This window comes from Enterobacter sp. BIDMC 26 (genome assembly GCF_000534435.1).
GTDB classification, from domain to species: Bacteria; Pseudomonadota; Gammaproteobacteria; order Enterobacterales; family Enterobacteriaceae; genus Enterobacter; species Enterobacter ludwigii.
In genome coordinates this window covers 224,168-249,206 of record NZ_KI973182.1, presented here as the reverse complement: position 1 = coordinate 249,206, position 25,039 = coordinate 224,168, and the positions used below count along the sequence as shown (strand labels likewise).

Here is a 25,039-nt window from a genome sequence, read left to right as displayed (position 1 = left end):
GGCTACCATAAATTCGTTGCCCGGCGAACCGGGCAACGCGTCAATACGCAACGCGCACCCAGCGCTGTTGCTGATGGCTTTTCACTATCGCATCAATGATATACATGACGTTCGCGCCGTCATGGAACGTCGCAAACAGCGGCTGTGCCGGCATCTCCCCCTGCATCACGGCGCGGTAAAACTGCGCCATCATATTTTTAAAGGCATCAGGCCAGCCTTCGATATGTCCGCCGGGAAAATGGGCGCTTTCGGCCACGTCACGGTTCATCAGGTTTGGATCGTCGGAGAGGATCTGGTTTGCCTGCGTACGATGGCCGATCCAGAGTTGCTGCGGCACCTCCTGATCCCACGCCACGGACCGTTCGCTGCCGTTAATTTCAAACGTCAGCCGATTTTTGCGCCCGGCGCTGACCTGCGAGACGTTAAAACTGCCTTTGCTGCCATCGTCGAAGCGCACCAGCACCGAGCCAAAATCTTCGGTGGTGACCGGTTTGTCTTCATCGTTCGCGCTGCGATCATCCGTGAAGGTCCGGTTTCCCGCCGCACTGGCCTTGCGCGTTGGCCAGACGATGGCGAGATCGGCCATCACGTCAGTGATCCGCCGCCCGGTCACAAACTGCACCGTGTCACACCAGTGGGAGCCAATATCCGCCACCGCGCGCGACGCACCGCCCAGCGCGGCATCCACCCGCCAGTTGTAGTCGGTTTCCAGCAGCATCCAGTCCTGCAGATAGCTGCCATGCGTGGCAAACAGCCGACCGAGACTGCCCTCGCGCCTCATGCTGGCCGCCTGGCGCACCATCGCAAACTGGCGATAGACAAAGCTGACGCCGTGTACCACGCCCGCCTGCTCAGCCAGTGCCACCAGCTCGCGGGCCTCTTCCGGGGTCATACACAGCGGCTTTTCGGAAAAAACATGCTTACCCGCCCGCAAAATCTGACGGTTCATCTCTGCGTGGAGATGGTTTGGCGTGCAGTTATGCACCACGTGCAGATCCGGATGGGCGAGCAGTGCCTCAACGTTCCCGTAAGCATGGGGCACATTCAGCTGGCGCGCCTTTTCCTGCGCTTGTGAAAGCGAGCTGTCGCACAGGGCGACCACCTGCACACTGCCGAGACGCCGCAGCGCCTCAATGTGCGCCGGGCCGATAAAGCCGCTGCCGACGATCCCGACGTTAATCATGGCTGCCTCCTGCGGCGAAATCGTCAAACGCGCGCCCGGATACCGGAATGATATGACGACGGATAAATTCGCTGCCTTCGCGGGCACCGGTATCGCCATCTTTAAGACAGCACTCCCACTCCAGCACTGCCCAGCCCTCGTAGTCGTACTGGGTCAGTTTGCTGAAAATACCGGTGAAGTCGATCTGCCCGTCGCCCGGCGACCGGAAGCGACCCGGACGATGAAGCCACGGCTGGTAGCCACCGTATACGCCGCTGCGCCCGTTAGGACGAAACTCTGCATCTTTGACGTGAAACGCTTTAATGCGCGCATGGTAGAGATCGATAAACGTCAGGTAGTCCATCTGCTGAAGCAGCATATGGCTGGGATCGTAGAGAATATTGCAGCGCGGGTGGTTGTCCACCAGCGCCAGAAAACGCTCAAACGTCACGCCGTCATGCAGATCTTCCCCCGGATGCAGCTCATAACAGACATCGACGCCATGCTCATCAAAAGTGTCCAGAATGGGCCGCCAGCGGGTTGCCAGCGTCTGGAAAGCGTCCTGAAAACGCTGCGCGTTGTGCGGCGGCCACGGATAGAAAAATGGCCACGCCAGCGATCCAGAAAAAGTGGCGTGCGCTGTCAGGCCTAACTTTTCGGAGGCCGCCGCCGCCTGATTCAATTTGCTGGCTGCCCACGCCCGACGGGCCGCGTCGTTACCCCGCACGTCTGCCGGCGCGAAATGGTCAAACGCGTCGCCGTAGACCGGGTTCACCGCAATAAGCTGCCCTTCCAGATGGGTCGACAGCTCGCTGACCGCCAGCCCGTGCTCCGCCAGCGTGCCGGTAATGTCGTCACAGTAGGCCTGGCTCTCAGCCGCTTTCTCCACGTCAAAAATGTGCGGATGATTGCAGGGGATCTGCACGGCTTTGTAGCCCTTACCTGCTGCCCAGCCTGCCAGCCCATCCAGCGAGTTAAACGGCGCTTCTGCGCTGATAAACTGCGACAGGAAAATACCAGGTCCCTTAATCGTTCTCATACCACCTCCTGAACGTTACGCCTTGTCATCGTCATATTTGAACGTGAGAAGGAAAATCAGCGCAATCACCGCTGCCGCCACCGCCGGGATCCACCAGAAGGTGACCCACGCCTGCGGCACGGCCTGTCCCGCCACCAGACGGTTATACAGCGCGCCAGAAATCTGCGAACCAAGCAGCATGCCGATGCCATAGGTGAACATCACGATCATGCTCTGCGCCTGGCCTTTCACCTTTTCGCCCGCCACGCGGTCGGTATAGATAAAGCCCACCACAAAGAAGAAGTCATAGCACACACCGTGCAACAGGATGCCGAGATAGAGCAGGAAACGTCCCTCCTCACTCACCCCCATGGCAAACATCGCGTAACGGACAAACCACGCCAGCATGCCGACCAGCAGCATGACTTTCACGCCCAGACGACGGAAAAGCAGCGGGATCACCAGCATGAAGACAATCTCTGACATCTGGCCGAACGACATCGCGGTGCTGACATCAGCAATCCCGGCATCCGCCAGATACGAGGCGGTGTAAGCGTAGTAGGTGCCAAGCGGCACGGAAATCAGCATTGCGCAGACGGAAAAGACCAGGAAGTGGCGGGTTTTCAGCAGGGCAAACGCATCAGCGCAGAACAGATCGCGAACCTGGACCGGCAGCCCTTTTGCGGGGGCAGGCGTGTGCGGCAGCGTCAGGCTGTAGAGCGCCAGCAGCACGGAGCTCGCCGCCGCAACCTGGAAGATCGTGACGCTGGAGGCCACGCCAGTAACGCCGATAAAGATCCCCGCGACAATCCAGCCGATAGTGCCGAACACGCGCACCACCGGGAAGGTTTTATCGACGTTTGCCAGGCTGTGAAACGCGATGTTGTTCGTTAACGCCAGCGTCGGCATATAACAAAGCGTGTAGCCAAACAGCAGGCCGATCAGCAGCGCACCATTTTCAGCGATCAGCGCCCCCGGAACGAACCACAGGATAGCCGCGCCCGCCAGGTGCATTACCGCCATCACCTTCTGCGAGGCGAAGAAGCGATCCACCAGCATCCCGAGCACGAACGGCGACAAAATAGAGGCGATGGGCCCGGCGGAGAACGCATCACCAATCAGCAACGACATATTGTGCTGGGTCATCACCAGACCCAGCGTGACCGACCAGCTACCCCAGATAAAAAACTGCAGAAACATCATCAGCGACAGACGCGGAACCAGCAGCCGGTGCTGCGCTATCACCTTTCCACTACTTTCAGTTGTTGACATCATAATGAGCCTCACCCTAGAAAAGTAATCGATTACAAATACCCTCAAATGAAAAGTAATCGATTACAAAATAAAGATCCTGTGGATCAGGAGAGATTTGGGAGAGGGGTCACGATAAAGAGGTTTATCGCGTTGGGATGGGAAACCGGATAGCTCGCCCTCTCCCACCGGGAGAGGGCGGCATGCATTATTGCTTGCGGGAAAGTTTAAATGCCACAAACAGGAAGATGACCCACACCGGGAGCAACATCGCGGAAAGGCGCATGTCGTCCATGGTGCACATCAGCACAAGGATCAACCCGAGGAAAGCGATGCAGAGATAGTTTCCTGCCGGATAAAGCAGCGCTTTAAACTGCGTCTCACGTCCCTTACGACGCATCGCGGCACGAAAACGCAGGTGCGCCAGGCAGATCATGATCCAGTTCAGCAGCAGGGTGGCAACCACCAGCGCCATCAGCAGGCCAAACGCCTCTTTTGGCAGCAGGTAGTTGATCACCACCACCAAAGAGGTGATCGCACCGGACAACAGCAGAGAATTCACCGGCACGCCGCGACGGCTGACGCGGGTTAAGAACTTCGGCGCATTCCCCTGCACGGAGAGGCCAAACAGCATCCGACTGTTGGAGTAGACGCCGCTGTTATAGACCGAAAGTGACGCCACCAGAATAACGAAGTTCAACGCTGAGGCCACCACATTGCTGTTGAGATCGTGGAAAATCATCACAAACGGACTGCTGTTTGATTTCACCTCAACCCAGGGATAGAGCGCGAGCAATACCACCAGCGAACCGATGTAGAACAGCAGAATACGGTACACCACCTGGTTGACCGCTTTCGGAATGCTTTTATGCGGGTCGCGCGCTTCAGCGGCAGTGATACCAATCAGCTCCAGCCCGCCGAAAGAGAACATGATCACCGCCAGCGAAAGGATAAGCCCCTTCCAGCCGGTCGCCAGGAACCCCCCGTGCTGCCACAGGTTGTCGATCGTGGCACGCTCACCGCCATGACCCGAGAACAGCAACCACAGGCCAAAACCAATCATGCCGATAATCGCCAGCACCTTGATGAGCGCAAACCAGAACTCGGTTTCACCGTACAAACGGACGTTCACAAGGTTGATGGCATTAATGATGATGAAGAAGGCCGCCGCCCAAATCCAGGTGGGCACATCCGGGAGCCAGTACTGCATGTAGATGCCAGCGGCGGTCAGCTCTGCCATCCCCACCAGCACAAACATCACCCAGTAGTTCCAGCCGGAGAGGAACCCCGCAAACGGGCCCCAGTATTTATACGCAAAGTGTGCGAACGAGCCTGACACAGGCTCTTCGACGACCATCTCGCCAAGCTGGCGCATGATCAGGAAGGCGATAATCCCGGCGAGGGCATAACCCAGCAATACCGCCGGCCCCGCCATCTGAATGGCAGGGCCGATGCCGAGAAACAGCCCGGTACCGATAGCCCCACCGAGGGCAATTAACTGTATATGTCGATTTTGCAAACCACGTTGCAGCGTCGGATTCTGTTCCGACGAAGCTTCAGCGCTACCGGTGCCTGAAGCGGATGACGCGTCTTTCACGCCCTACCCCTGTCTCTTTTTTAGAAGGGGCACGTTTTAACACTTCAGGCTGGTGGTAGCAAGGGAATGGGGCATCCCTGCCCCGGATAACGAGCGGCGTTCTCAGAATGCGTAGCCCACCGAGACTTTAAAGGTACGCGGTTCGCCCTGGGTGATGTAGGTACCTGAATCATCCACGCTGGACCAGTAGTTTTCATTAGTCACGTTGTCGATACCCGCACGCACCGTCATCTGATTTTGATTGTGGTTAACGGCGAAGCGATAACGCATACCCAGATCCAGCGTAGAGTAGCTGTCCAGCTTTTTGGTGTTCGCCAGGTCCGCGTATTGCGTGCCGGAGTGGTTCACGCGCGCGGTAGCGGTCAGGCCATCAATCGGTTTGATGTCATACTCTGCGCCCAGAACGGCATAGAAATTCGGAACGCCAATCGCATCATTACCCTGGTTGAGGCCGTTGTTGGTTTTGGTCAGCTCCGCCTGCAGCCAGGTAGCGCTGGCGTTCAGACGGACGCCCAGCAGGGGCTCACCGAACACATTCAGCTCCACGCCGCGGTTACGCTGCTCGGCATCAAGACCATAATGACCGTTGCTGTTGAGGATCGCCGACGGCATTTTGATCTCAAACAGCGCCAGGGAGCCGCCCACGCGACCAAAATCCGCCTTCACGCCCACTTCGTTCTGCTTAGAGTGAACGATGCCGGTGCTCTGCCCGTAGTTGGTGGCGGTGTTGGGGGCTGATTGACCCGGCTGCAGCGCTTCAGTGTGGTTGGCATACAGGGAGATCGCCTCCCACGGCTTGTAAACCACACCGTAGGTAGGCATCCAGCGGCTGCCGTCGAAGCCGTCTGCTTTATTCTCCTGCCCGGTAATTTTGTTGTATCCGCGAATGACCACCTTCTGATGACGCGCCCCGGCGGTAAACAGCAGTTTGTCGTCCAGCACGCCCAGCGTATCACTCAACAGCCAGCCCTGCGTCCGGGTACGCCCGCTGGTGAGCGGATCGCTGTAATTTCCGCCTAAACCGTTGAAACTGGAGCTGTCCGGCATATCCACACCGGTATTGTGATAGATATTGGTGGTTGGGTTATCCGCCGCCGCCGACATTTTCCAGCCGATTTTTTCGTTTTTGGTCATCGCGGAGTAACCGACGTTGACTTTATGCGTTACGAAGCCGGTAGCAAAGTTACCGCGAATACCCGCCATCCCGCTGACGGAATCGCTGATGCGGTTGGTATCAAGACGGCTGACCGTCGCCTTACCGCTTTTATCCAGCAGCTTCGGCGCGCTGTAAATCCCTTCTTCGTGAGCGTGCTGTGCGCCGAGGCCGGTATAGGCCGTCCAGTTATCGGTAATGTCGTACTCGCTGCGCCACATCCCGAATTCATTTTCGATGTTGCTGTAGGCCCATTTCTGCGAGAAGTTACGATCGTTTTTCGGCGGTTCAGGCACGAAATCCACGGCGGAGATATTGACGCTGGTCGGGCTGCCATGGAAGGTTTTCTTCTGATATCCCACATCCAGAGAGGTGCGGAAATTGTCGCCTTTGTAGTCGAGGCCGGTGGAGAGCAGCGTAGTGCGGCGGCGATCGTTGGGCACCCCGCTTTCCCCTTCGCGATGGACGAGGTTCACGCGCGCGCCAAACTGGTCGTTGTCGCCATAGCGACGGCCCGCATCCAGCGTGGTGCCAAACTGGGAATCAGAGGTGTAATCAACGCCCACTTTTGCCTGCGGCGTTTCATCCGCATGTTTCGGCTCAAGGTTAATCATTCCCCCCACGCCTGAACTTGCCGCGCCGTTCATCAGGGCGTTTGCCCCTTTAAAAATCTCAATGCGGTCGACCATCTGCGCATCCACCACCTGACGCGGCAGAACGCCGGACAGGCCGCCGAAGGTCATGTCATCCCCGTCAAACTTCAGGCCACGGATACGGAAGGTTTCGGCGCTGTTGCCGTAGCCCTGCACGTACTGCACCCCCGCGTCGTTAGCGACCACATCAGCAATGGTTTTCGCCTGCTGATCTTCTACCAGCTTCGAGGTGTAGCTGATGATATTAAACGGCACGTCCATGGCGTTCTGCTGCCCCAGCATCCCCATGCGTCCACCGTTCGCCACCTGCCCGTCAAGGAACGCCGGCACAAGCTGGTCGCCGCCGGGTTTAAAATCGCTGGCAGGCGCAGACTGGACAATCAGGGTGTCTTCTTTCTTTTCATCCGCCGCCAGGGCGGAGTGCGTGACCGCGCCAATGGCGAGAGCCAGCAGCGTTTTATGCCTTTTCGTGTTATTCATAATTAACTCATTAAACGTGCGCGCAAAAAGGGCCCGTTGTCGGGCCTTAGAATGTAATCAAGTGCAATGCAAATGAGAACTATACGCATTACATGATTGTTGGCAAGCGTAAACGCACGTCACTGCGTGAGAAAATCGGTTAACAGGCGCGGGAAAGCAGGAGGACGTATGGACGGGATAGCGTGGCATAACCGCCCCGTTTCCGGGACGGTCTTTCAGGCGCGGCGGGAGAACGATAAAACGCGGGCGGTTCCCGCAACATCAATACGCACAGCCGTACCCGGATTCCAGCCAGGCTGGCTTACAGTCTTCAGAACAACAGGCTCCTGCTGCCCGGCAAACGCCAGGGTGAGCGTGGACAAATGACCGGTAAAATCGACATCAATTATCGACACCGGGCTTTCATGCGGCGCGCACGCCGTCACGCGCAGTTGTTCAGGGCGCATCATGACCCGGCCCTGCCCGGTGGCATGCGTATTGTTGGTGGGTATCTCACCCAGCGCGCACACCGCATGGCCGGCGGTAAGCTGAGCGGGCAGGATCACTGCGTCGCCCAGAAACAGCGCGGTCTCTTCATCAACGGGCTGAGTGTAGACGTCATACGGGGTACCCACCTGGGTAAAGCGCCCGGAACGCATTACTGCCACCTGGGTGGCAAAAGATAACGCTTCGTTTTGATCGTGCGTCACCAGAATCGAGGCAACGCCCGCTTCCGCCAGCAGGTCAGCGGTCGCTTTGCGGGTCATGGCGCGAAGACCGGTATCGAGCGCCGAGAACGGCTCATCCAGCAGCATCAATGAAGGACGCTGAGCCAGCGCGCGGGCGAGCGCCACACGCTGCTGCTGTCCGCCAGAAATCTCATGCGGCCAGTGGGTCGCGAGCTGCCTGTCCAGCGACACCATCTCCATCAGCGCCTCTACGCGCTGGCGCTTTTCGTGGCGCGTGCCGTCCAGCCCCCAGGCAATGTTGTCTGCAACGCTGAGATGCGGGAATAACGCCCCCTCCTGGGGAACAAAGCCGATGCCGCGCAGATGGGCGGGAACGAAGCTGTTTTCGTCAAACAGCGTTCGGCCCTGCATCACTATCCGCCCGGCGTCCGGCGTTTCAAAGCCGGCAAGAATGCGCAGCAGCGTCGTTTTCCCTGACCCGGACGGCCCGACTATCGCCGTCCGGCTCCCCGGCGCAACGCTCAGGTTTAAGCTGTCGAGCACCTGCACACCGGAAAAGGATTTAGAAATGGACGTTAATTCAAGCATGTCATAGTCCTGCAATTTTTTTCGACTGCACGTAGAGGATGGCGGTCAGCGGGAGTGAAATCAGGATCATCAGCATCGCGTACGGCGCGGCGGCAACATAATCGATCTCACTGGTCAGCGCCCAGAAGCCGGTGGAAAGCGTGCGCGTTCCCAGCGGGGAGAGCAGCAGCGTGGCGGTCAGTTCGTTGCTGACGCCGAGAAAAACAAGCGCAGCCCCCGCGGCGGCACCCGGCGCGGCCAGCCGCATGGTGACGCTCCACAGCGCCTTCGCAGGCGTGCTGCCAAGGCTACGCGCCACGTTTTCCAGCTCTACCGGCGCCTGTGCAATCCCGGCCCGCAGGTTGATGAGCGCGCGGGGCATAAACATCAGCAGATAGGCGAGGAAGAGCGTAATTTCCGTCTGATAAATGGGGCGGGCGTAATGAATCGTCACCGTTACCAGCGCGAGAGCGGTCACAATCCCCGGCAGCGAGCTGGTGATGTAGATACACCCTTCCAGCATCCGGAAGACGCGGTGCGGATAACGGATACCGAGCCACGCAATGGGGATCACGCAGGCCGTGGTCAGCAGTGCGCCACCCACGCCGAGCATGAGCGTCTGGCGCAGGGAGTGCCAGAGGTCCACGCTCATCCAGTTCTCAATACCGCCCAGCCAGACCCAGCGACAGAGCACAATTAACGGTACGCCCAGCGCCAGCACGATCAGCGTGAGGAAAAACAGCTGGCCCAGCGTGGCCGCGACCGGCTTCAGCGGCCAGCGTTTCTGTTCACGTGCTGCCCCGCCGCCGATGCGCGCATAGCGTGCTTTTCCGCGCGTCACCCCTTCCAGCATTAAGATGGCCAGACAGCATAAGGCCAGCACGCCTGCCAGCATATTGGCTGCCGGGCCGCTGAAGGTAGACTGAAACTGGTCATAAATCGCGGTGGTGAACGTATCAAAGCGGATCATCACGTACAGGCCGTATTCCGCCAGCAGGTGCAGCGCGACCAGCAGCGCCCCGCCGCAGATAGCAAGCTTGAGCTGCGGCAACACTACGCGGAAAAAGACCCGCCACGGCGGCGTGCCGAGCGACGCGGCCACATCTTCAAGCGTCGGGTCGAGGCGGCGCAGTACCGCGGCAACCGGCATGTAGATAAACGGGTAGTAAGCTAAAACAGAGAGGAATACTCCCGCTGAGAGACCGTGCAGGGAGGGGACGACGCTCACCCAGGCATAGCTTTGTACAAACGCGGGGATTGCCAGCGGGGCGACCGCCAGCGCAGACCATATTCCCCGCCCGGCCAGCCGGGTACGCTCCGTGAGCCAGGCTATCGCCACGCCGGTCACAATACAAAGCGGAACCGCTAAGGCCGTCAGCCACAGCGTGTTGCTGAGTAGCTCAGCAACACGCGGGCGGAACACCAGCGTCTTAATGGTCTCCCAGCCCGTCTCAATGCCAATGGCAATGATAAAACCCAGAGGCAGAAGCGCCATTAATGAAAATAAGACAGCTAACGCAACCATCGGCAGCGCAGGTCGCCTGCGGGCAGGCTCCTGCATCCTGTTTTTTCCGATGTCGAGACTCAGACCAGACATAAGGCGTTCACTTAACTCTCAGGATCACAGCAGGCCGGCTTGCGTCATCAGCTCGATAACTTTTTTGCTGTTAAGCGTTGAAGGTTCCACTTTCGGCGCATCCAGATCTTTCAGCGGAACCAGCTTCGGGTTAGAGGCCGCGTTCACGCCAACCGCATATTCAAACGCGTTGTTGGTGCGCAGGCTCTCCTGACCTTCTTTACCGGTGATCCACTTGATGAATGCCTGAGCCTGTTCTTTGTGTTTGCTGGACGCCAGTACGCCACCGCCGGAAAGGCTGACAAAGGCACCCGGATCCTGATGTTTGAAGTAGTAGAGTTGGGTGTTTTTGCTGTTTTCACCCGTTTTGGACTGATCGACAAAACGGTAGTAGTGATAAATCACACCGCCATCAATCTGGCCGGCGTTAACGGCTTTCATCACGGTGCTGTTACCTTTGTAGGCCACAAAATTGGTTTTCATCGCCTTCAGCCACTCAAGGGTGGCCTGCTCGCCTTTCAGGGCCAGCATCGCACTCACGATCGCCTGGAAATCCGCGCCTGACGGCGATGCCGCCCAGCGGCCTTTCCACTCAGGTTTCGCCAGATCCATCAGCGATGTTGGCAATTGCTGTTCGCTCAATTTTTCCGGGTTATAGACAAACACCGTGCTACGCGCAGCAATCCCGATCCAGCGGCCGTGCGCAGGACGAAATTCCGCAGGCACCTGCTTCAGGGTCTCTGCATCCAGTGGCGCGAACAGTTTGGCATTATCCACCAGAACCATTGAAGGCGAGTTTTCCGTCAGAAACACGTCTGCAGGTGATGCCGTGCCTTCCTGAACCAGCTGGTTACCCAGCTCGCTGTCATCGCCATTACGCAGCGTCACCTTAATACCCGTTTCTTTGGTAAAACCGTCTACCCACGCCTTCACCAGATTTTCATGCTGCGCGTTATAAACAACGATACCTTCGTTGTTATCAGCGGCAAGTGCTTGTGTGGAAAGGAAAAGAGATGAAGACAACAAGGCAAGCGAGAAGCATGACAACAGGCGAGAATTCATGAACATATCCTTTATAGACCAGGGTGATTTACCACGCATAGCGTTGTGGGACAGGATTAAAGCATACAAAAACGCTAATGATAATTAGTATCAATCAAGTTTAGTCGTAAAAGTGTAAAATATTCTTATACAGCGGATAAATATGATAAAAATCCAGATTATAAAAATGGATGAAATAAAGATTAAGAAAACCTTAGGCTGGAAAAATAACAAATATTCATTAGCGTTCTATTTATTTCCCGATTATTTAATCGACAGAATGAGATCGGCATAAACGTGTATTTAGCGTAAAACGGGAGAGTGGAAGCGAAAAAGGGTGAAGGCAGTAAATGGCACGCCCTGTAGGATTCGAACCTACGACCTACGGCTTAGAAGGCCGTTGCTCTATCCAACTGAGCTAAGGGCGCACTGAGAAGAGTGAACTTCGCGGTGGTGAAACGCCTGGAATTATACGGTCAATGACAGGTGAGTCAATGCCTTTTCGGCTTTCAGGGGCAATTACCGCTAGCCGATTGTAAATACGGCTGTTTTTTCAACATTCATCGCTTTTCCGTCGTAGAATTTCGCGCTGCGAAAAGGCTTAGTTGCATTTAAGTAACGCCTGCTGTTTTCCTGAGCGTCAGCTCGTCACACTAGTGTGAGGTATCCCGGCCGCCTGGAGGCTGACAGACAACAGGACCATGGAGTGACAGCGCAAAACCTGACCTATACGCCCCCCCGGTTACAGTACCTTTCTCAGGACATCGTCGGCATCAAACTTGAGCCCATCGTCGCCCTCTCCTCTTTACGCAGGGTCGGCGTAGAGGTCCTTAGCGTCCTGTCTGAAACGCAGCATAGCGAAGCCTTTTTCCGCCATCAGTCTGCAGACTGGTCGATAACGCTGCTTGAAGCACAGCTCACCGCGTTAAAAAATACCCCGCACTGTAATAATTTTTTCATTAATCTGCCGATAACCGTCCTGACAGAGCCCGACGCTTTTCAGCGGCTTAGCCGGATAAAATGTCCGCCGCTGAATATTGAACTTGTCGACCCCAGTGCTTTTTTAACGCTGTCAGCCGCGCAGAGGCAGACCGTTACCCGGAGCCTGTTGCAGCTCATCAGACAAGGTCACGGTATCTGGCTGGATGACATTGATGAAACACTCATCCCGCCCTTTTTATCCTGCCAGTTACCGTTAAGCGGCGTAAAAATCGATAAGGATGCATTCTGGCGTTTACGCGCCACGCCCGCGCTAAGGCAACTGGTGTCCCGGTGCTTTCAGCTTGCCGGGAAAGTGCTTATTGAAGGTATTGAGACTGAGCAGGATTGTACCTGGGCACTGCAGGCAGGCGCAGAACTCGGCCAGGGCTATTACTGGCCGTCCTGGACATGGCCGGAGGATTAAAAAGCCATTTCCAGGGGGGAGGCCATGCGAATGACAGTGCGCCGTTACCGGCGGCGGCGTACAGGAAGTGATGCACTGGGATTTACGCGCTCGCCTTTTGCTCCCCCCTTCTTCGACCGGCTCGAATTTTTGAGTCAGTCCATCAGCCAGCCCCGCAAAACAGACGCTCCGTTTATCATTCTGGTGACGGAGGATCATTTTCTGCGCACCGGTTTTCTCAACGGCCAATTTCCCCTGAGCAGCTGTTGCGACTATCCCACGCTGGAGGATGCGTTTAGCGCCCTGGCCCAGTGGCCATCCGCCCGTCTGGTGGTGGATATTGAAAGCCGCTCCACTGCGCTGATCGACAAGCTGGATCAGCTCAGAAGGCATAGCCTCTATCCCCCTTTTCTGACGCCCTATCTGTTAGTCAGGGCGGATAATTACGATACTCGCCTGTTCTGCAAAGCGGCGGGCCCTTTTCACGTACTCGAACGTCAGCTGACGCCGTCTGCTTTCCAGCACAGCCTGATGGATACCAGCCCTCCCCAGGGCTGCGATAAAGACTGGTTCTCCCGCACCGAATGGCCTATTTTGCAGGAGTTATCGCGGGGGAAGACCCTTCGCCAGATAGCGTTGATGCAGAATCGCCCCTATAGCCGCATTATCTATCGTCTCAGCTGCATTCTGTTGAAACTGGGTCTGACCCATCGCCAGGAACTGCTGCACCTTCTCAATAACCTCTCAGACTGCACCTTCTAACCCACCCACTAAGCCCTTATTTCCTAAAGACCTTTAGGAATTTACTTATCAATCATGTTACTTATTTGTTAAATTTTAACAATAATTTCAATTTTATAACTATTCCTAATTTACGGGCTTAAACCATGTGAAATGTCACAGAATGAATAATCTGCAGCACTTTCCTCCGTGCGTTAAGTGTTTGATAAAGGAGTTAATAAGACGATAATGATGTAAAAACAAGCGGCTCGGCGAGACTGCCCGGCACTCGAAAGCGAAGTCTGCAGTATGTTCTGCTGTACGATGGGTGCCCTTTCCGGCGGCGACCCGATCACTTTCAAACGAAGGTCTGGTGCCCTCTATGAACACTTTTTCGCCATCCGATCCCGCTTTCAGCCCCTGAAAACGGCCGTCGATTTGTTAACATTTGATCAACATACAGTGTGATATGTCATTTTTTGTTATTACATAAAGATCAAAAGATGCGGTAAATGGGATAACAGGATATTTAAGCTAATTTTAAAAAAATAGCTATTCGGATCCAGAAGATAATACAAAGTAATAAGCGAGGGGTAATTTACAGGGTTTTCGGAAAAAACTTACACGGTATAATAAGACGCGTATCAAATATGAATAAGAAAAACCTTTTTGCCAACACCAGCCAAATGAGATGACCGCGCTGAGGCATAGATTTCTTCACTACGTTAACAAGGATGCTTTCGCTCTTTCCAGGGAAATACTACGGTATAAGGATCTGCACATTTATCCTTCCGGCATTTCGAGAGTTTTAACCAAACTCGGCATAACGCTTTTAACAGTCTGAGGCATTAAAAATGAAACCGGCATCCGTTATCATTATGGACGAACACCCTATCGTCAGAATGTCGATAGAAGTCCTGCTACAGAAAAATAAAAACATCACAGTCAAACTCAAGTCTGGCGACAGCCATGAAGTCCTTGACTGTATCCGTAACCACCCTATCGATCTGGTGATCCTGGACATCGAACTTACGGGCACAGATGGCTTCGCTTTACTGAAGAGAATCAGAAACTTAAATAAAGACATCAAGGTCCTGTTCCTCTCTTCAAAATCCGAGTCTTTTTATGCGGGACGCGCCATTCGCGCCGGGGCAAATGGTTTTGTCAGTAAACGAAAAGATTTGGGCGAGATCTACAACGCCGTTGAAATGATCCTGATGGGCTATTCTTTTTTCCCGTCGGAAACGTTGAATTTTATAAACCATTTGGGTTCGGGGAAAGGGATGGTCGCGGATATGCCATTATCGAATCGTGAGGTGACGGTATTACGTTACCTGGCAAATGGTTTATCCAATAAGGAGATTGCAGAGCAGTTGCTATTAAGCAACAAAACCATCAGCGCACATAAATCCAATATTTATTCCAAGCTGGGTGTGCAAAGCATCGTTGAATTAATTGATTATGCCAAAGCACACGAACTGCTATAACCTGAATTCACTCCCTGCAGCTTATCCGAGCTGCAGGGAGTGCGGTCAGCGCTAATTATAATTAATCATGAAAGTGGCATCAGCATCAGCCCGTCCGGGCTGAGGGTTATCAGCAGTGGCAATATAATTGGCATAAAATGACAATGTCGCATTTCCTTGCGCATCAACCGCTACAGACTGGCTGGCCTGCTGAAGTGCCAGACGCGTTTTATCCGCATCCCTGATCTCGACGGCAACGTTGCTTGCCGTACTGGCGTCATTGAGCGCCAGTAACCCGTTATTGCTTCCGTCGGCTTTACCCGAAAACGTGATGGACGCCGCACCTGGCGGACAGCCGGTCAGCTTCAGCGTAAACGGCATGGGCTGCGTGCGGCTTCCCGTGGTGCTGAGCTGTTTCGTGGGCCAGGTTCCCAGCGTAACGCTCTTGTCGCTATCGCTGCCCTCGGCCACACAGGTAAAATCAACAATGTTGCCGTACATCTGAATATTGATCTCCCCCAGCGCAGTGGCTGCCTGCGCGCTGGCGTGAAGCATCATCAGTGTCATTGCGGCGAAATGCCAGTTCCGGTTCCGCATCTCTTCCCCTTAATCGTAATCCACACGCAGATAACCCCGCGACGTGAAACGGCCTTCCGCAGGCTTATTCCCCGTCACGCTGACCGGCCAGACCCGGATCCCCACCTGCGCCTGCGCACTGTCGTCGAGCCGGAACGGAATTTTGCTGGTCAGGTTGTTGGGCGTTAGCGGGGTACCGCTTTCGTTGGCAATCACAAACCCCACATCGGGGTTATCCGACACCACCGCGTTGCTGGAGACCTTTTCTGCCTCAACGCGCATCGTCAGCATTGCGTTCGCTTCCACGTTGGTGCATTTGATGGCGATGGTTTTGCTTTGCGCGGTTACCCCTTCCGGTTTGTTACCCGCCCCGGCCTTGCTGAACAGGGAGGCCCCGATATCGCCGAAGTCAAACTCCACGATATTCCCCGCATTGATGGCGCAGCTTTGCGGCACCTGAATGGTCCCGCTGTAGCTGATGGTGTAGACCGGCGAGGTTAACGGATCAGAGGAGGTGGTGGTGACATAGACGCGGAACATGGTCGCCCGCGGGATCACCACCATATTTATAAACCGTCGGGTCACTTTAAGGCGAAAGACGAGGCTGGAATCCTGAACGCCAAACGGTTTGTTTTTAGAGACGTTCGGGTGACTCCCCATCTGGATGTAACTTTTGGGTGGATAAAATACGCCAGCATAGCTGTCCGTAATTTTCATTGCCCCATCCAGATAGTCGTTTAGCTTCAGGTACTGATAGCCATCACTCGTTCCCGTGACCGGGTAATCGGTAACATAACTACGTTTGGTCGTGTTCCCGGTGGTGCCCTTCGGGCAGACGGCATTCACCCCCACCCACTGCGATTTCTCGCTGAGCGTCACCACCTGTCCGATCTGGTTATTCGAACTGTTAAATTTATCCGTCAGGTCGTAATGCACCTCCGTAGGGACGCCCTTTTCATTCACACACACGGTGGCTAAGGCATTCCCCACGGGCAAAATAGAGAGAAGTGATAAAGCCAGGCAATGGATTTTACTCACAGCGAATCCCCTTAAGTGTGATTGCCTGTTGCAGGCTCTTTTCTGGCAAGCTGTAGTGCGCACGACACTGGGATTGCATCCCGTTGCCCCACTGGATCAGCAGTTCACCTTCCAGCGGCAGGCCGCTCAGGTAAATCTGTCCGTCATCGCCCACCATACTGGTGACGCCGCTCTGGGTTTCACGCACCACGGCACCGAATGGCACAGGCTGGTTGCCGCGCGTGACGGTCAGCAGGGCGCGCACGCCAATACGGGTATCAAAGCTGGCGCGTACCAGCGCCCCTTTTGTCGGCACCACGCTGCTCACGTTATTTTCGATATCGGTGTTATTGCTCATGGTGTTGGTATCCAGCGCCACGCGGTTATAGCGGTAGACGGTGGCATACGGCATCACCGCATAGCCACGCCAGTCGGTTTTCACACCGGTCTGGTTTTCCACGCTCACGCCCGATGCTCCCGGCGCTTTGATCAGAACGTTGGTATCACCCAGCGGCTGGCTGAAGGTTACGCCATCCGCATGGCCGACCACGCCGCCGGAGAGCTGCCAGTTGAGATCGTGCTGGTCGCGTGCGTAGTTGTAGCCAACCCCCAGCGTGCCGTAGGTTGCCTGCCAGTTCGCGCTGGCGCTTCCGCTTGAGCCGTTATTGCTGGTGTGGCCCTGGGTCACGCTGTAGTTCAGGTTGCGATCTTCCAGCAACGTCCCACTGACCCCGGTTTGCCAGCTTGTGTCGCCATCACTATTACGGCTGGCTGACGCCGTGGCATAGGCGCGGTCAATGGCGCTGTCCCGACGAAAACCCTGGCGGGTAAAGAGGCTGAACGGTACGGAGACGTTAAACGACGCGATTCGGTCCGTGCCGTCTATCCCGACCGATTTGTTCCATGACCAGGACACAGAGTAGTTGACGCCCTTCACGCCGCCCGCGTACCCCAGCTGATACCAGAGGTTGGACTCATCGGTGCCCCAGTACGTCTGTTCGCTACCGGAGATATAGACCGAGCCGTAATCCCCCAGCGACTGGGAAATATTGAGCTGGAAGCGCCCTTTTTTATTCCACGTCAGGTTGTGATAACTCTCCACATCCGGCACACCGTCATCATCCTGGTTGTCGGCATACTGGTAGCCTTCCATTGAACGCCACGCGACATCGTCCAGGGTGTAGAACCCTTTTGTGGAGTAGCGGTAGCCCAGCAACTGGAAGTTGGTTCCGAATCCGTTAAGCGATTTTGCATAGAGGAAACGCAGCGACTGCCCTTCATGGCGGCTGTCATCCGCAAGCTGGCTGCGGGCATGAGTGATATCGAGCGACACTGCCCCCCAGTCACCGAGGTTTTTCCCGGCCCCGATGGCCACCGCGGTATAACGTGACGCCAGCTGGGTACCGCCGTACAGCGTGTAGCCGTCGCCAAGCCCGGTAATTAACGTACCCTGCGTGAAGAATGGCGTATCCTGTTCGCTGTTGCCGCTGCGGTAATCCCCGGCCACCAGGTCATATTTCCAGCGACCTTCGCGCTGCAGGAGGGGCACGGTGGAATACGGCACGGTATAGCGCTGCTGGCTGCCATCCTTCTCTTCAACCGTCACCTCAAGGTCACCGCTTGACGAGGTTGGGTTGAGATCGGTGATAGCAAAGGCGCCAGGCTGTACATAGCTTTGATAGATAACGTAGCCGTTTTGTCGAACGACCACTTTGGCGGGCGTTCGGGCGATGCCGCGAACGGTTGGCACGTAGCCCTGCAGGCTGTCCGGGTACATGCTGTCAGACGAGAAGAGCCGCCCGCCGCGAAAACCCACGCTGTCGAAAACGTCATTACCGGTATTGCTGTCGCCCAGTACCAGCTCGCTTTTCAGCGGGATCACGGTGCGCTGCGCCCAGGTGCCAATATTCTGCCAGTTGCTGTGCCGCTGCCCGTTATTCTGCGTGTAACGCCATGCGCCATTATTGCGTAAACGCCACGCGCCATAGTTCAGCCCGCTCTGCAGGTTCAGATAATAGCTGTCGTCCTCGCTCCCGCGGTTGCCGGTAAAGCTGTAGTTCACCAGCGCAGCAGGGATCCCTTCATCCCATTGATCGGGCGGAATATAACCGCGTGCGCTGTTCTGCATCGCCACCTGTGGCAGGCTGATATTCAGGCGCAACGAGGCAAAGTTGAACGCGATCTCACTGCCGGGAATAGCCTTCGCCAGGGGTATACAGGTCTCCCCTTTCACGTTAACCAGCTCAGGAAAGGCTGCGATATTGACGCCAAAACGCTCCAGCATCACGCGCGTAATGCACGGCGACAGCCCACCGGCAACCGGCGGTGTATTGTCGGCCTGCTCGAAGCGCACATCCTGCGTCGCGATAAACTCATCGTTACGCCAGATATCCACGCGATAAACGCCAGGCGCCTGCTGGTGACCTTGTTCAAAACGCGATAAATCCGCCACGTTGGCGGTGTCATCGGACAAGAAGGCCGGGTTAAAGTAGCTTTCGCTCCAGCCAGCCTGTGGCCAGAGCGCTGCCATCAGCGCCAGTGCGACCGGGCAGTAACGTCCCTGGTGATTATTCATCGCGCTGACTCTGCTCACAGGTTGACGCTACGCGCCGGCGTAATGGCACCGTAGTCATTCACGCTCTGCCAGGAGAGCGTACCGCTTGCGGCGGCTGGCAGTACCTGCTGCGCCGAGTTTTTAGGCGCAACCATCAGGTTATCCAGCGTCTGTCCGCCCAGCTTCATATTGACCAGCGTGATGTAATACGGCGAAGCGTTACTGACTTTGAGGTGGTTGCCGACGCGCTCAAAACGCAGCTGCGAGAGCGCCTCTTCCGGCTGCATCGGCAGATTTGTCGGGCGGACAAACAGCTTGATCCGCGACAGGATGGCCAGCTGCAGCACGTTATTGTTTTCCGTTTTCGCTTTGTTCACGGACGGGATCGCTTTCACGTTCATGTAGAAGAGCGATTCACGATCGGCAGGCAGCGCGGGTCCGGCATAAATAATGCGCAGCGTGTTTTCGCTGTCCGGCTCGCTAACAAACAGCGGCGGGGTCACGGCAAAGGTTTTTTCTTTTTGCCCGTTCGCATTTTCGATCCACGCGTTGATTAAATAGCGCTCTTGTTTATTGCTGTTGGTGATCGCCAGCGAAGTTTGCTTTGCATCTGCCGGATAAATAACGCGGGTGGCCCCCAGCGCAATACCGCCGGAAGCATTTGCGCATGCAGAAACCATCATTAAAATTAACGATAAAAACAGTCCTGGTTTAATTAGGGTATTCATCACAACCGTACCTTTAATAATGTGTTCGCAGGTGTTATGGATAAATCAACGTAAACCAGACATCCGACTGAATATTGCCTGGCACGAGGTGTTCGGAAATAGCCCGATAGCGGGCGCTAAAATGAAACGCAAGCTCACTGGTATTCACCGGCAACCAGCTGACGGCCGTTGCGTTCGGGATAATCTGACGTTGTTGTTCGTCAAAAAGAGCCAGCCCGACGCCGCTGCTTATCGGTGTTTCACCTGGCCGCGATGTCGCCAGAAAAACCTGCGGATCTTCTGCTGGCGTAACGCCCTGAAACTGGATCCCCACGGTGCGCGAGACATCCACGCTGCAATCCAGCAGCCGCACGGTGAAGGGCACATTGACCGTGGAAAAACTGCCCACACCGGAAAATGAATTGGTTCGGTACTGCCCCATTTCGATGCGCATGTTCTGGCTGTCGGGTGCCACGGCGCAGCCGCCGTTCACCAGCTCACCTCTGAGATGAACTTTGCCGCCGTCGATCACCACGGTATGTGCTGAGGCCTGGCAGGCCATCGCAAGGGTTAACAGCAGTAGTGTTCCGGTCCTTGTCATCCTTCGTTCCTGGCCTTAGCGTATGACGGCCTCTTCCCTGAGGCCTGAACATCCCTGTGCGGAGGAATTACTCGTATTTCATTACGAAAGTGGCGTCAGCGTTTGCCTGGCCTGGCTCGGTGGTCGCAGCCGTTGATTTGTAACGCGCGGTGAAGTTCAGGGTGTTAGTCCCTTCGATCAGGTTCTGCGCGGCAGAGAAGGTTGAACCATCTGGAGTCAGGGTGGTGGATTTGCTGTCGAGGATCTCGATGCCCACGCCCTTCGCGGAGTTGTCGTTGTTACCAGAGGTTACCGCCAGCAGGGTTTTGTCGGTTGCGTCGATCTGACCGGTGAACGCAACTGCGGCCGTTTTCGCAACCAGCGGGTCACAATCATTCAGTTCAATGGTGAACGGAATATTAGAGGTGGTGTCACCCACTTTCGTGAACTTCGCGGTACGGTATTGGCCCAGGTTAACCGTCTGCTCGGAAGAATCAGTATTTACTGAACATGCAGCATTAACCAGTTCACCTTTAAAGTGTACGGTACCGCCATTTACGGTAACCGGAGTGGCTGTATCTTCTGCATTTGCGGCACCCGCAACCAGGGCCAGAGTAGCAATAACAGTAGAAGCAATGTTGCTGAGTTTCATGTCTATTCCTTTAAAATATAAATAACCCTTCCCGCGAATAATCGGGAATAAGAAATACGTTCAATTGATTAATTGAAAGCTTATTTCGGAGGAGACAAAGTAGCTCATGAATGTATTTTAAAATATGTCAAAACGCTGTCATTTCGCCAGGTCACATCCTAATCCTGCCTAAGAAATTGACCATCCCCTCAGAAGGGTTTTTACGGCCTCCTGATGAAAACTCGCAAAGGGTGACTGACAGCGGCGCTCGCTTCTGACAAAATACAGGCAATCCCCCCTTTCAAACGTTACAGACGGAATCTTCTCTCTGATGGCAGCAAAGATTATTGACGGTAAAACGATTGCGCAGCAGGTGCGCTCTGAGGTCGCGGAAAAAGTGAAGGCGCGTAAAGCTGCCGGAAAACGCGCCCCCGGGCTGGCCGTTGTGCTGGTCGGCAGCAACCCGGCATCGCAGATTTATGTCGGCAGCAAACGCAAAGCGTGTGAAGAGGTGGGGTTCGTCTCCCGCTCTTACGATTTGCCGGAAACCACCAGCGAAGCAGAGCTGCTGGAACTTATTGATACCCTGAATGCCGACAACGCGATCGACGGTATTCTGGTTCAGCTGCCGCTGCCAGCCGGCATCGACAACGTGAAGGTGCTGGAACGTATCGCCCCCGACAAAGACGTTGATGGTTTCCACCCGTACAACGTGGGCCGTCTGTGCCAGCGCGCCCCGCGTCTGCGTCCGTGCACGCCGCGCGGTATCGTTACGCTGCTGGAGCGTTATAACATCGATACCTACGGTCTGAACGCCGTGGTCATTGGCGCATCAAACATTGTTGGCCGTCCGATGAGCATGGAGCTGCTGCTCGCTGGCTGCACCACCACCGTGACCCACCGCTTCACCAAAAATCTGCGTCATCACGTAGAAAACGCCGATCTGCTGATCGTGGCGGTCGGGAAGCCGGGCTTTATTCCGGGTGAATGGATTAAAGAAGGCGCGATCGTTGTGGACGTCGGTATTAACCGTCTGGAAAACGGGAAAGTGGTCGGTGACGTGGTTTACGAAGATGCTGCGGCTCGCGCCTCTTACATTACCCCAGTTCCGGGCGGCGTAGGCCCGATGACCGTAGCCACACTGATTCAGAATACTTTGCAGGCATGCGAAGAGTACCACGACGTAGAGGACGCGTAAGATGGCCACATTTTCATTAGGTAAACACCCGCACGTTGAGCTGTGCGATCTGCTGAAGCTGGAAGGCTGGACCGAAAGCGGCGCACAGGCCAAAATCGCCATTGCCGACGGGCTTGTTAAGGTGGACGGCGCAGTGGAAACCCGCAAGCGCTGCAAAATTGTCGCGGGTCAGACCGTGAGCTTTGAAGGGCAAACCGTGACGGTGACCGCCTGATGCACTCCCCCTCTCCCGTCGGGAGAGGGAACCCACATTCCCCCACACCCATCACGGTTAATTATCGATCGACTTCAAATAATCACTATTTCATCTGTTGAAAAGTGAAAATTCTGTTGCGCGTTTTTCACTCTTTCCCCACGATAAGTAGAACGTTCTACTAAAACGTTCTACTTACAATAACAGCGCCAAAAAAAGCGCTACTCGGGGGAAATCAGCATGAGTCTGATATCAGGGTTTGTTAAATCGCTCTCTAAATTATCGATGATTGGTCGCGCGTTAATGCTGCCAATTTCACTGCTTCCCGCTGCGGGCCTGCTGCTGGCCTTTGGCGATAAGTTTCACCTGCCGCTGATGATGAACGCGGGCGGGGTTATCTTTGATAACCTGCCGATGCTGTTTGCCATTGGTTCCGCCGTGGGGCTGGCATCCGAGTCCGGCATTGCCGCGCTCTCGGCGGCGGTCTCGGTGTTTGTCACCAACATCACCATCAGCACCGTCTTGAGCATCACGCCGGAAATGGCGTCTCAGGGCGGCAAATACGCGATGGTGGTCGGCATCCCGACGTTGCAGATGGGCGTCTTCGGCGGCCTGATCTGCGGGATTCTCGCCGCCTGGTGCTATAACCGTTTCCACACCCTGCAGCTGCCAGAGTTCCTCGGGTTCTTCTCCGGGAAACGCTTTGTGGCGATTGCGACAGCGTTTCTCTCTTTCCTGCTCGGCCTGCTGTTGCCGTATGTCTGGCAGCATATCCAGGCGGGCATCGACGCGCTCTCCGTGGTGGTTAATGGCGATAATCAGGCAGCCTCGACCTTTATCTTCGGTCTGGTGGAACGCGCGCTGATCCCGCTCGGCCTGCACCACATCTGGTATCCCTCTTTCTGGTATTCGTTTGGGGATTACACCACCCAGGCCGGTCAGGTGATTCACGGCGACCAGACCATCTGGTTCAAGATGCTGGAAGAAGGGGTCAAATCCTTCAGCAGTGACAGCTACCAGAACGCCGGTAAGTTCATGCAGGGTGAATTCCCGCTGATGCTGTTCGCGCTGCCTGCGGCGTGTCTGGCGATGTACCACGAAGCACACACCAAAAATAAAAAAATCGCGGCCGGTATTTTGTTCTCTGCGGCACTCACCTGCTTCCTGACGGGGATCACCGAGCCGGTTGAATTTACCTTTATCTTCGTCGCCCCTATTCTGTACGTCTTTAACGCCATCATGGCCGGTCTGGCGTACATGACCATGTATCTGCTGCATGCGCATATCGCCAAGTCGTTCTCTGCGGGCTTTATCGACTACCTGTCGTTCGGGATCCTGCCGTCATTTAACGGCTACAAAACTAACTTCCTGAACGCCATTATTATCGGCATTCCGATGGGCCTGATTTACTACTTCACGTTCCGCTTTGTGATCCGTCGTTTCGACGTGAAAACGCCGGGCCGTACAGAAGTGACCGCCAGTGCGGACGATAAGTCAGATTCAGAACTCGCCACAGAGATCATCAACCTGCTGGGCGGCGCGCACAACATCGACTCCGTCGGCTCCTGCATCACCCGTCTGCGCCTGGAAGTGGCAAAAAGTGAAGCAGTTGATAAGGACGGTCTGAACGGCCTTGGCGCCCGCGGCGTAGTGTTCGTCGGTGATAACGGTATTCAGGTGATTTTCGGTGCCAGAGCACAGTTTATCGCCCAGACCATGTCCACCATGATTGGCAAATAATAAGATGCCTGAACGACACGTCTCCTGTACGCTGGGGGACGTTGTCTTATCTGGCTGATAATCGGTAAATTTCAGGGAGCGGTTTTGAAGAAAGTCAGCATCATTGATGTCGCAAAGCATGCGGGCGTTTCGGTCTCCACCGTGTCGCTGGTGCTGCGCCAGAAAGGGAAGATTTCAGACGCAACGATCGCGAAGGTCAATGCTGCCATCACTACGCTGGGCTATGTTCACAACGTCGCCGCTGCCAACCTCCGCGCCAACACCTCCAACCTGATCGGCCTGATCCTGCGCGACTTTAGCGACAGCTTTTCCATCAAGGTGATGGCGAGCATCGTCCAGGAGCTGGAGAGACAGGGGTATATGGTTTTCCTCGGCCAGCCGCTGAACGACCATGAACATCTTGAGCGCTGCCTGCTGTCGTTTAAACAGCAGGGGGTCGCCGGCGTTATCTATCTGGCCTCTGATACCCGGGCATCCTCGCTGCCGGAACACATCCGCCAGTGCCCGCTGCCGCTGGTGGTGGTCTCTCAGTCCCTGCTGGATGAAAAATGCAATCTGGTGATGCGCGACAACCGCCAGGCGGCGAACCTTGCCGCGCGTTATCTTATCGAGCGCGGACACCGCAACATTGCCTACATTGGGGGTCGTGAAGGCTGCCTTATCCGCGAGCAGCGTCTGCTCGGCTTTCGCAGCGCGATGACCCAGAACGGCCTGGTCTGGCGTGAGGAATACTCGCCTGCGTGTAGCGATGACACGCTGGCCGCAGGTTTCGCCACCCGCCAGCTGCTGGATAAAAACAACACCATCACCGCCCTGCTCTGCCACTCGCCGGATGCGATGATCGGCTCCATCTCCGGCATTCATCAGGTGGGGCGCACCGTGGGGAAAGATGTGTTTCTCACCCAGCAGGTCGCGCTGGTCGGTTTTGAAGATATGCTGCACGTGAACCTGACGTCTCCCTCGTTTACCTACGTTTCCTCCGCCAGTGAGGAGACGGGGCGTCAGGCGGCGGGGTTGATCATCCGCAAGCTAAAAGAGCCGGATCTGCAAACACAGCGTATCACCCTTTCCGGGCAGCTTATTGCCCGGGAATCGGCGTAAATAAGA

At 55.6% G+C, this 25,039-nt stretch carries 21 protein-coding genes and 1 tRNA gene; 7 read left to right on the top strand and 15 right to left on the bottom strand.

Annotated elements, in window-relative coordinates; translation table 11 throughout:
• Nucleotides 1-40 precede the first annotated feature (40 nt).
• From L462_RS22085 to L462_RS22125, 9 genes are all read right to left on the bottom strand, one after another.
• Nucleotides 41-1,183: a Gfo/Idh/MocA family protein gene (locus L462_RS22085; protein ID WP_032677580.1), complete on the bottom strand. Its 1,143-nt coding sequence runs from the start codon at nucleotides 1,181-1,183 to the stop codon at nucleotides 41-43.
• Nucleotides 1,176-2,201: a sugar phosphate isomerase/epimerase family protein gene (locus tag L462_RS22090; protein ID WP_032677579.1), complete on the bottom strand. Its 1,026-nt coding sequence runs from the start codon at nucleotides 2,199-2,201 to the stop codon at nucleotides 1,176-1,178. The genes L462_RS22085 and L462_RS22090 overlap by 8 nt, the downstream gene beginning before the upstream one ends.
• A 15-nt stretch (nucleotides 2,202-2,216) precedes the next feature.
• Entirely contained in the window at nucleotides 2,217-3,455 is a 1,239-nt protein-coding gene (locus L462_RS22095) for an MFS transporter (RefSeq protein ID WP_032677578.1), read from the bottom strand.
• Nucleotides 3,456-3,639: 184 nt separating this feature from the next.
• Nucleotides 3,640-5,028: a phenylalanine transporter gene (gene pheP, locus L462_RS22100; RefSeq protein ID WP_014168959.1), complete on the bottom strand. Its 1,389-nt coding sequence runs from the start codon at nucleotides 5,026-5,028 to the stop codon at nucleotides 3,640-3,642.
• Nucleotides 5,029-5,130: 102 nt separating this feature from the next.
• On the bottom strand, nucleotides 5,131-7,314 hold the full coding sequence (locus L462_RS22105) for a TonB-dependent receptor (RefSeq protein ID WP_032677577.1): 2,184 nt from the start codon (nucleotides 7,312-7,314) through the stop codon (nucleotides 5,131-5,133).
• Between the two features lie 215 nt (nucleotides 7,315-7,529).
• The gene (locus L462_RS22110) at nucleotides 7,530-8,570 is read right to left on the bottom strand and encodes an ABC transporter ATP-binding protein (RefSeq protein ID WP_032677576.1); all 1,041 of its coding nucleotides are present in this window, start codon (nucleotides 8,568-8,570) and stop codon (nucleotides 7,530-7,532) included.
• A gap of 1 nt (nucleotide 8,571) precedes the next feature.
• Nucleotides 8,572-10,146 carry an ABC transporter permease gene (locus L462_RS22115; RefSeq protein WP_032677575.1) on the bottom strand — a complete coding sequence of 525 codons (1,575 nt, stop codon included), beginning with the start codon at nucleotides 10,144-10,146 and terminating at the stop codon, nucleotides 8,572-8,574.
• Nucleotides 10,147-10,170: 24 nt separating this feature from the next.
• Nucleotides 10,171-11,187: an iron ABC transporter substrate-binding protein gene (locus L462_RS22120; RefSeq protein ID WP_032677574.1), complete on the bottom strand. Its 1,017-nt coding sequence runs from the start codon at nucleotides 11,185-11,187 to the stop codon at nucleotides 10,171-10,173.
• A 330-nt stretch (nucleotides 11,188-11,517) separates the two neighbouring features.
• Nucleotides 11,518-11,594, bottom strand: a tRNA-Arg gene (locus L462_RS22125).
• Nucleotides 11,595-11,872: 278 nt separating this feature from the next.
• Between L462_RS22125 and L462_RS22130 the strand changes: the two genes are divergently transcribed.
• The 3 genes from L462_RS22130 (at nucleotide 11,873) to fimZ (ending at nucleotide 14,757) form a co-directional block, all read left to right on the top strand.
• Nucleotides 11,873-12,571: an EAL domain-containing protein gene (locus L462_RS22130; protein ID WP_032677573.1), complete on the top strand. Its 699-nt coding sequence runs from the start codon at nucleotides 11,873-11,875 to the stop codon at nucleotides 12,569-12,571.
• Nucleotides 12,572-12,595: 24 nt separating this feature from the next.
• Entirely contained in the window at nucleotides 12,596-13,312 is a 717-nt protein-coding gene (locus L462_RS22135; protein ID WP_032677572.1) for a helix-turn-helix transcriptional regulator, read from the top strand.
• A gap of 812 nt (nucleotides 13,313-14,124) precedes the next feature.
• The gene (gene fimZ / locus L462_RS22140) at nucleotides 14,125-14,757 is read left to right on the top strand and encodes a fimbria biosynthesis transcriptional regulator FimZ (protein WP_014168952.1); all 633 of its coding nucleotides are present in this window, start codon (nucleotides 14,125-14,127) and stop codon (nucleotides 14,755-14,757) included.
• A gap of 51 nt (nucleotides 14,758-14,808) precedes the next feature.
• On the opposite strand, the gene sfmF is transcribed toward fimZ, so the two are convergent.
• From sfmF to fimA, 6 genes are all read right to left on the bottom strand, one after another.
• Nucleotides 14,809-15,333, bottom strand: a complete 525-nt coding sequence (gene sfmF / locus L462_RS22145) for a fimbria assembly protein (RefSeq protein WP_032677571.1) — start codon at nucleotides 15,331-15,333, stop codon at nucleotides 14,809-14,811.
• Nucleotides 15,334-15,342: 9 nt separating this feature from the next.
• Complete coding sequence (gene fimH, locus L462_RS22150; RefSeq protein ID WP_032677570.1) at nucleotides 15,343-16,350, bottom strand: type 1 fimbria D-mannose specific adhesin FimH; 1,008 nt, start codon at nucleotides 16,348-16,350, stop codon at nucleotides 15,343-15,345.
• Nucleotides 16,343-18,904, bottom strand: coding sequence for a fimbrial biogenesis usher protein (locus L462_RS22155; RefSeq protein WP_032677569.1), 2,562 nt, complete (start codon nucleotides 18,902-18,904; stop codon nucleotides 16,343-16,345). Before L462_RS22155 ends, fimH begins: the two co-directional genes overlap by 8 nt.
• Nucleotides 18,905-18,918: 14 nt before the next feature.
• A complete protein-coding gene (gene fimC / locus L462_RS22160) occupies nucleotides 18,919-19,611 on the bottom strand; it encodes a type 1 fimbria chaperone FimC (protein WP_020885156.1) in 693 nt (230 codons plus the stop codon).
• A gap of 34 nt (nucleotides 19,612-19,645) precedes the next feature.
• Nucleotides 19,646-20,191, bottom strand: coding sequence for a type 1 fimbrial protein subunit FimI (gene fimI, locus L462_RS22165; RefSeq protein ID WP_014168947.1), 546 nt, complete (start codon nucleotides 20,189-20,191; stop codon nucleotides 19,646-19,648).
• 67 nt (nucleotides 20,192-20,258) lie between these two features.
• On the bottom strand, nucleotides 20,259-20,822 hold the full coding sequence (fimA, locus tag L462_RS22170) for a type 1 fimbrial major subunit FimA (RefSeq protein WP_020885158.1): 564 nt from the start codon (nucleotides 20,820-20,822) through the stop codon (nucleotides 20,259-20,261).
• 310 nt (nucleotides 20,823-21,132) lie between these two features.
• Between fimA and folD the strand changes: the two genes are divergently transcribed.
• From folD to malI, 4 genes are all read left to right on the top strand, one after another.
• Nucleotides 21,133-21,999, top strand: coding sequence for a bifunctional methylenetetrahydrofolate dehydrogenase/methenyltetrahydrofolate cyclohydrolase FolD (gene folD / locus L462_RS22175; protein ID WP_014168945.1), 867 nt, complete (start codon nucleotides 21,133-21,135; stop codon nucleotides 21,997-21,999).
• Between the two features lies 1 nt (nucleotide 22,000).
• A complete protein-coding gene (gene ybcJ / locus L462_RS22180; RefSeq protein ID WP_014168944.1) occupies nucleotides 22,001-22,213 on the top strand; it encodes a ribosome-associated protein YbcJ in 213 nt (70 codons plus the stop codon).
• A 219-nt stretch (nucleotides 22,214-22,432) separates the two neighbouring features.
• The gene (locus L462_RS22185) at nucleotides 22,433-23,932 is read left to right on the top strand and encodes a PTS transporter subunit EIIC (RefSeq protein ID WP_014168943.1); all 1,500 of its coding nucleotides are present in this window, start codon (nucleotides 22,433-22,435) and stop codon (nucleotides 23,930-23,932) included.
• An 84-nt stretch (nucleotides 23,933-24,016) separates the two neighbouring features.
• Complete coding sequence (gene malI / locus L462_RS22190; protein WP_032677568.1) at nucleotides 24,017-25,033, top strand: Mal regulon transcriptional regulator MalI; 1,017 nt, start codon at nucleotides 24,017-24,019, stop codon at nucleotides 25,031-25,033.
• The last annotated feature ends 6 nt before the right edge of the window (nucleotides 25,034-25,039 follow it).

Excerpts from the sequence above, each read along its gene's own strand:
- folD (WP_014168945.1), top strand. The coding sequence starts at position 21,133 with ATGGCAGCAAAGATTATTGACGGTAAAACGATTGCGCAGCAGGTGCGC.
- L462_RS22120 (WP_032677574.1), bottom strand. The coding sequence starts at position 11,187 with ATGAATTCTCGCCTGTTGTCATGCTTCTCGCTTGCCTTGTTGTCTTCA.
- ybcJ (WP_014168944.1), top strand. The coding sequence starts at position 22,001 with ATGGCCACATTTTCATTAGGTAAACACCCGCACGTTGAGCTGTGCGAT.
- fimZ (WP_014168952.1), top strand. The coding sequence starts at position 14,125 with ATGAAACCGGCATCCGTTATCATTATGGACGAACACCCTATCGTCAGA.
- L462_RS22185 (WP_014168943.1), top strand. The coding sequence starts at position 22,433 with ATGAGTCTGATATCAGGGTTTGTTAAATCGCTCTCTAAATTATCGATG.
- L462_RS22135 (WP_032677572.1), top strand. The coding sequence starts at position 12,596 with ATGCGAATGACAGTGCGCCGTTACCGGCGGCGGCGTACAGGAAGTGAT.
- fimI (WP_014168947.1), bottom strand. The coding sequence starts at position 20,191 with ATGACAAGGACCGGAACACTACTGCTGTTAACCCTTGCGATGGCCTGC.
- L462_RS22095 (WP_032677578.1), bottom strand. The coding sequence starts at position 3,455 with ATGATGTCAACAACTGAAAGTAGTGGAAAGGTGATAGCGCAGCACCGG.
- fimC (WP_020885156.1), bottom strand. The coding sequence starts at position 19,611 with ATGAATACCCTAATTAAACCAGGACTGTTTTTATCGTTAATTTTAATG.
- L462_RS22105 (WP_032677577.1), bottom strand. The coding sequence starts at position 7,314 with ATGAATAACACGAAAAGGCATAAAACGCTGCTGGCTCTCGCCATTGGC.
- L462_RS22110 (WP_032677576.1), bottom strand. The coding sequence starts at position 8,570 with ATGCTTGAATTAACGTCCATTTCTAAATCCTTTTCCGGTGTGCAGGTG.
- sfmF (WP_032677571.1), bottom strand. The coding sequence starts at position 15,333 with ATGCGGAACCGGAACTGGCATTTCGCCGCAATGACACTGATGATGCTT.
- fimA (WP_020885158.1), bottom strand. The coding sequence starts at position 20,822 with ATGAAACTCAGCAACATTGCTTCTACTGTTATTGCTACTCTGGCCCTG.
- L462_RS22090 (WP_032677579.1), bottom strand. The coding sequence starts at position 2,201 with ATGAGAACGATTAAGGGACCTGGTATTTTCCTGTCGCAGTTTATCAGC.
- L462_RS22155 (WP_032677569.1), bottom strand. The coding sequence starts at position 18,904 with ATGAATAATCACCAGGGACGTTACTGCCCGGTCGCACTGGCGCTGATG.
- L462_RS22085 (WP_032677580.1), bottom strand. The coding sequence starts at position 1,183 with ATGATTAACGTCGGGATCGTCGGCAGCGGCTTTATCGGCCCGGCGCAC.
- L462_RS22115 (WP_032677575.1), bottom strand. The coding sequence starts at position 10,146 with ATGTCTGGTCTGAGTCTCGACATCGGAAAAAACAGGATGCAGGAGCCT.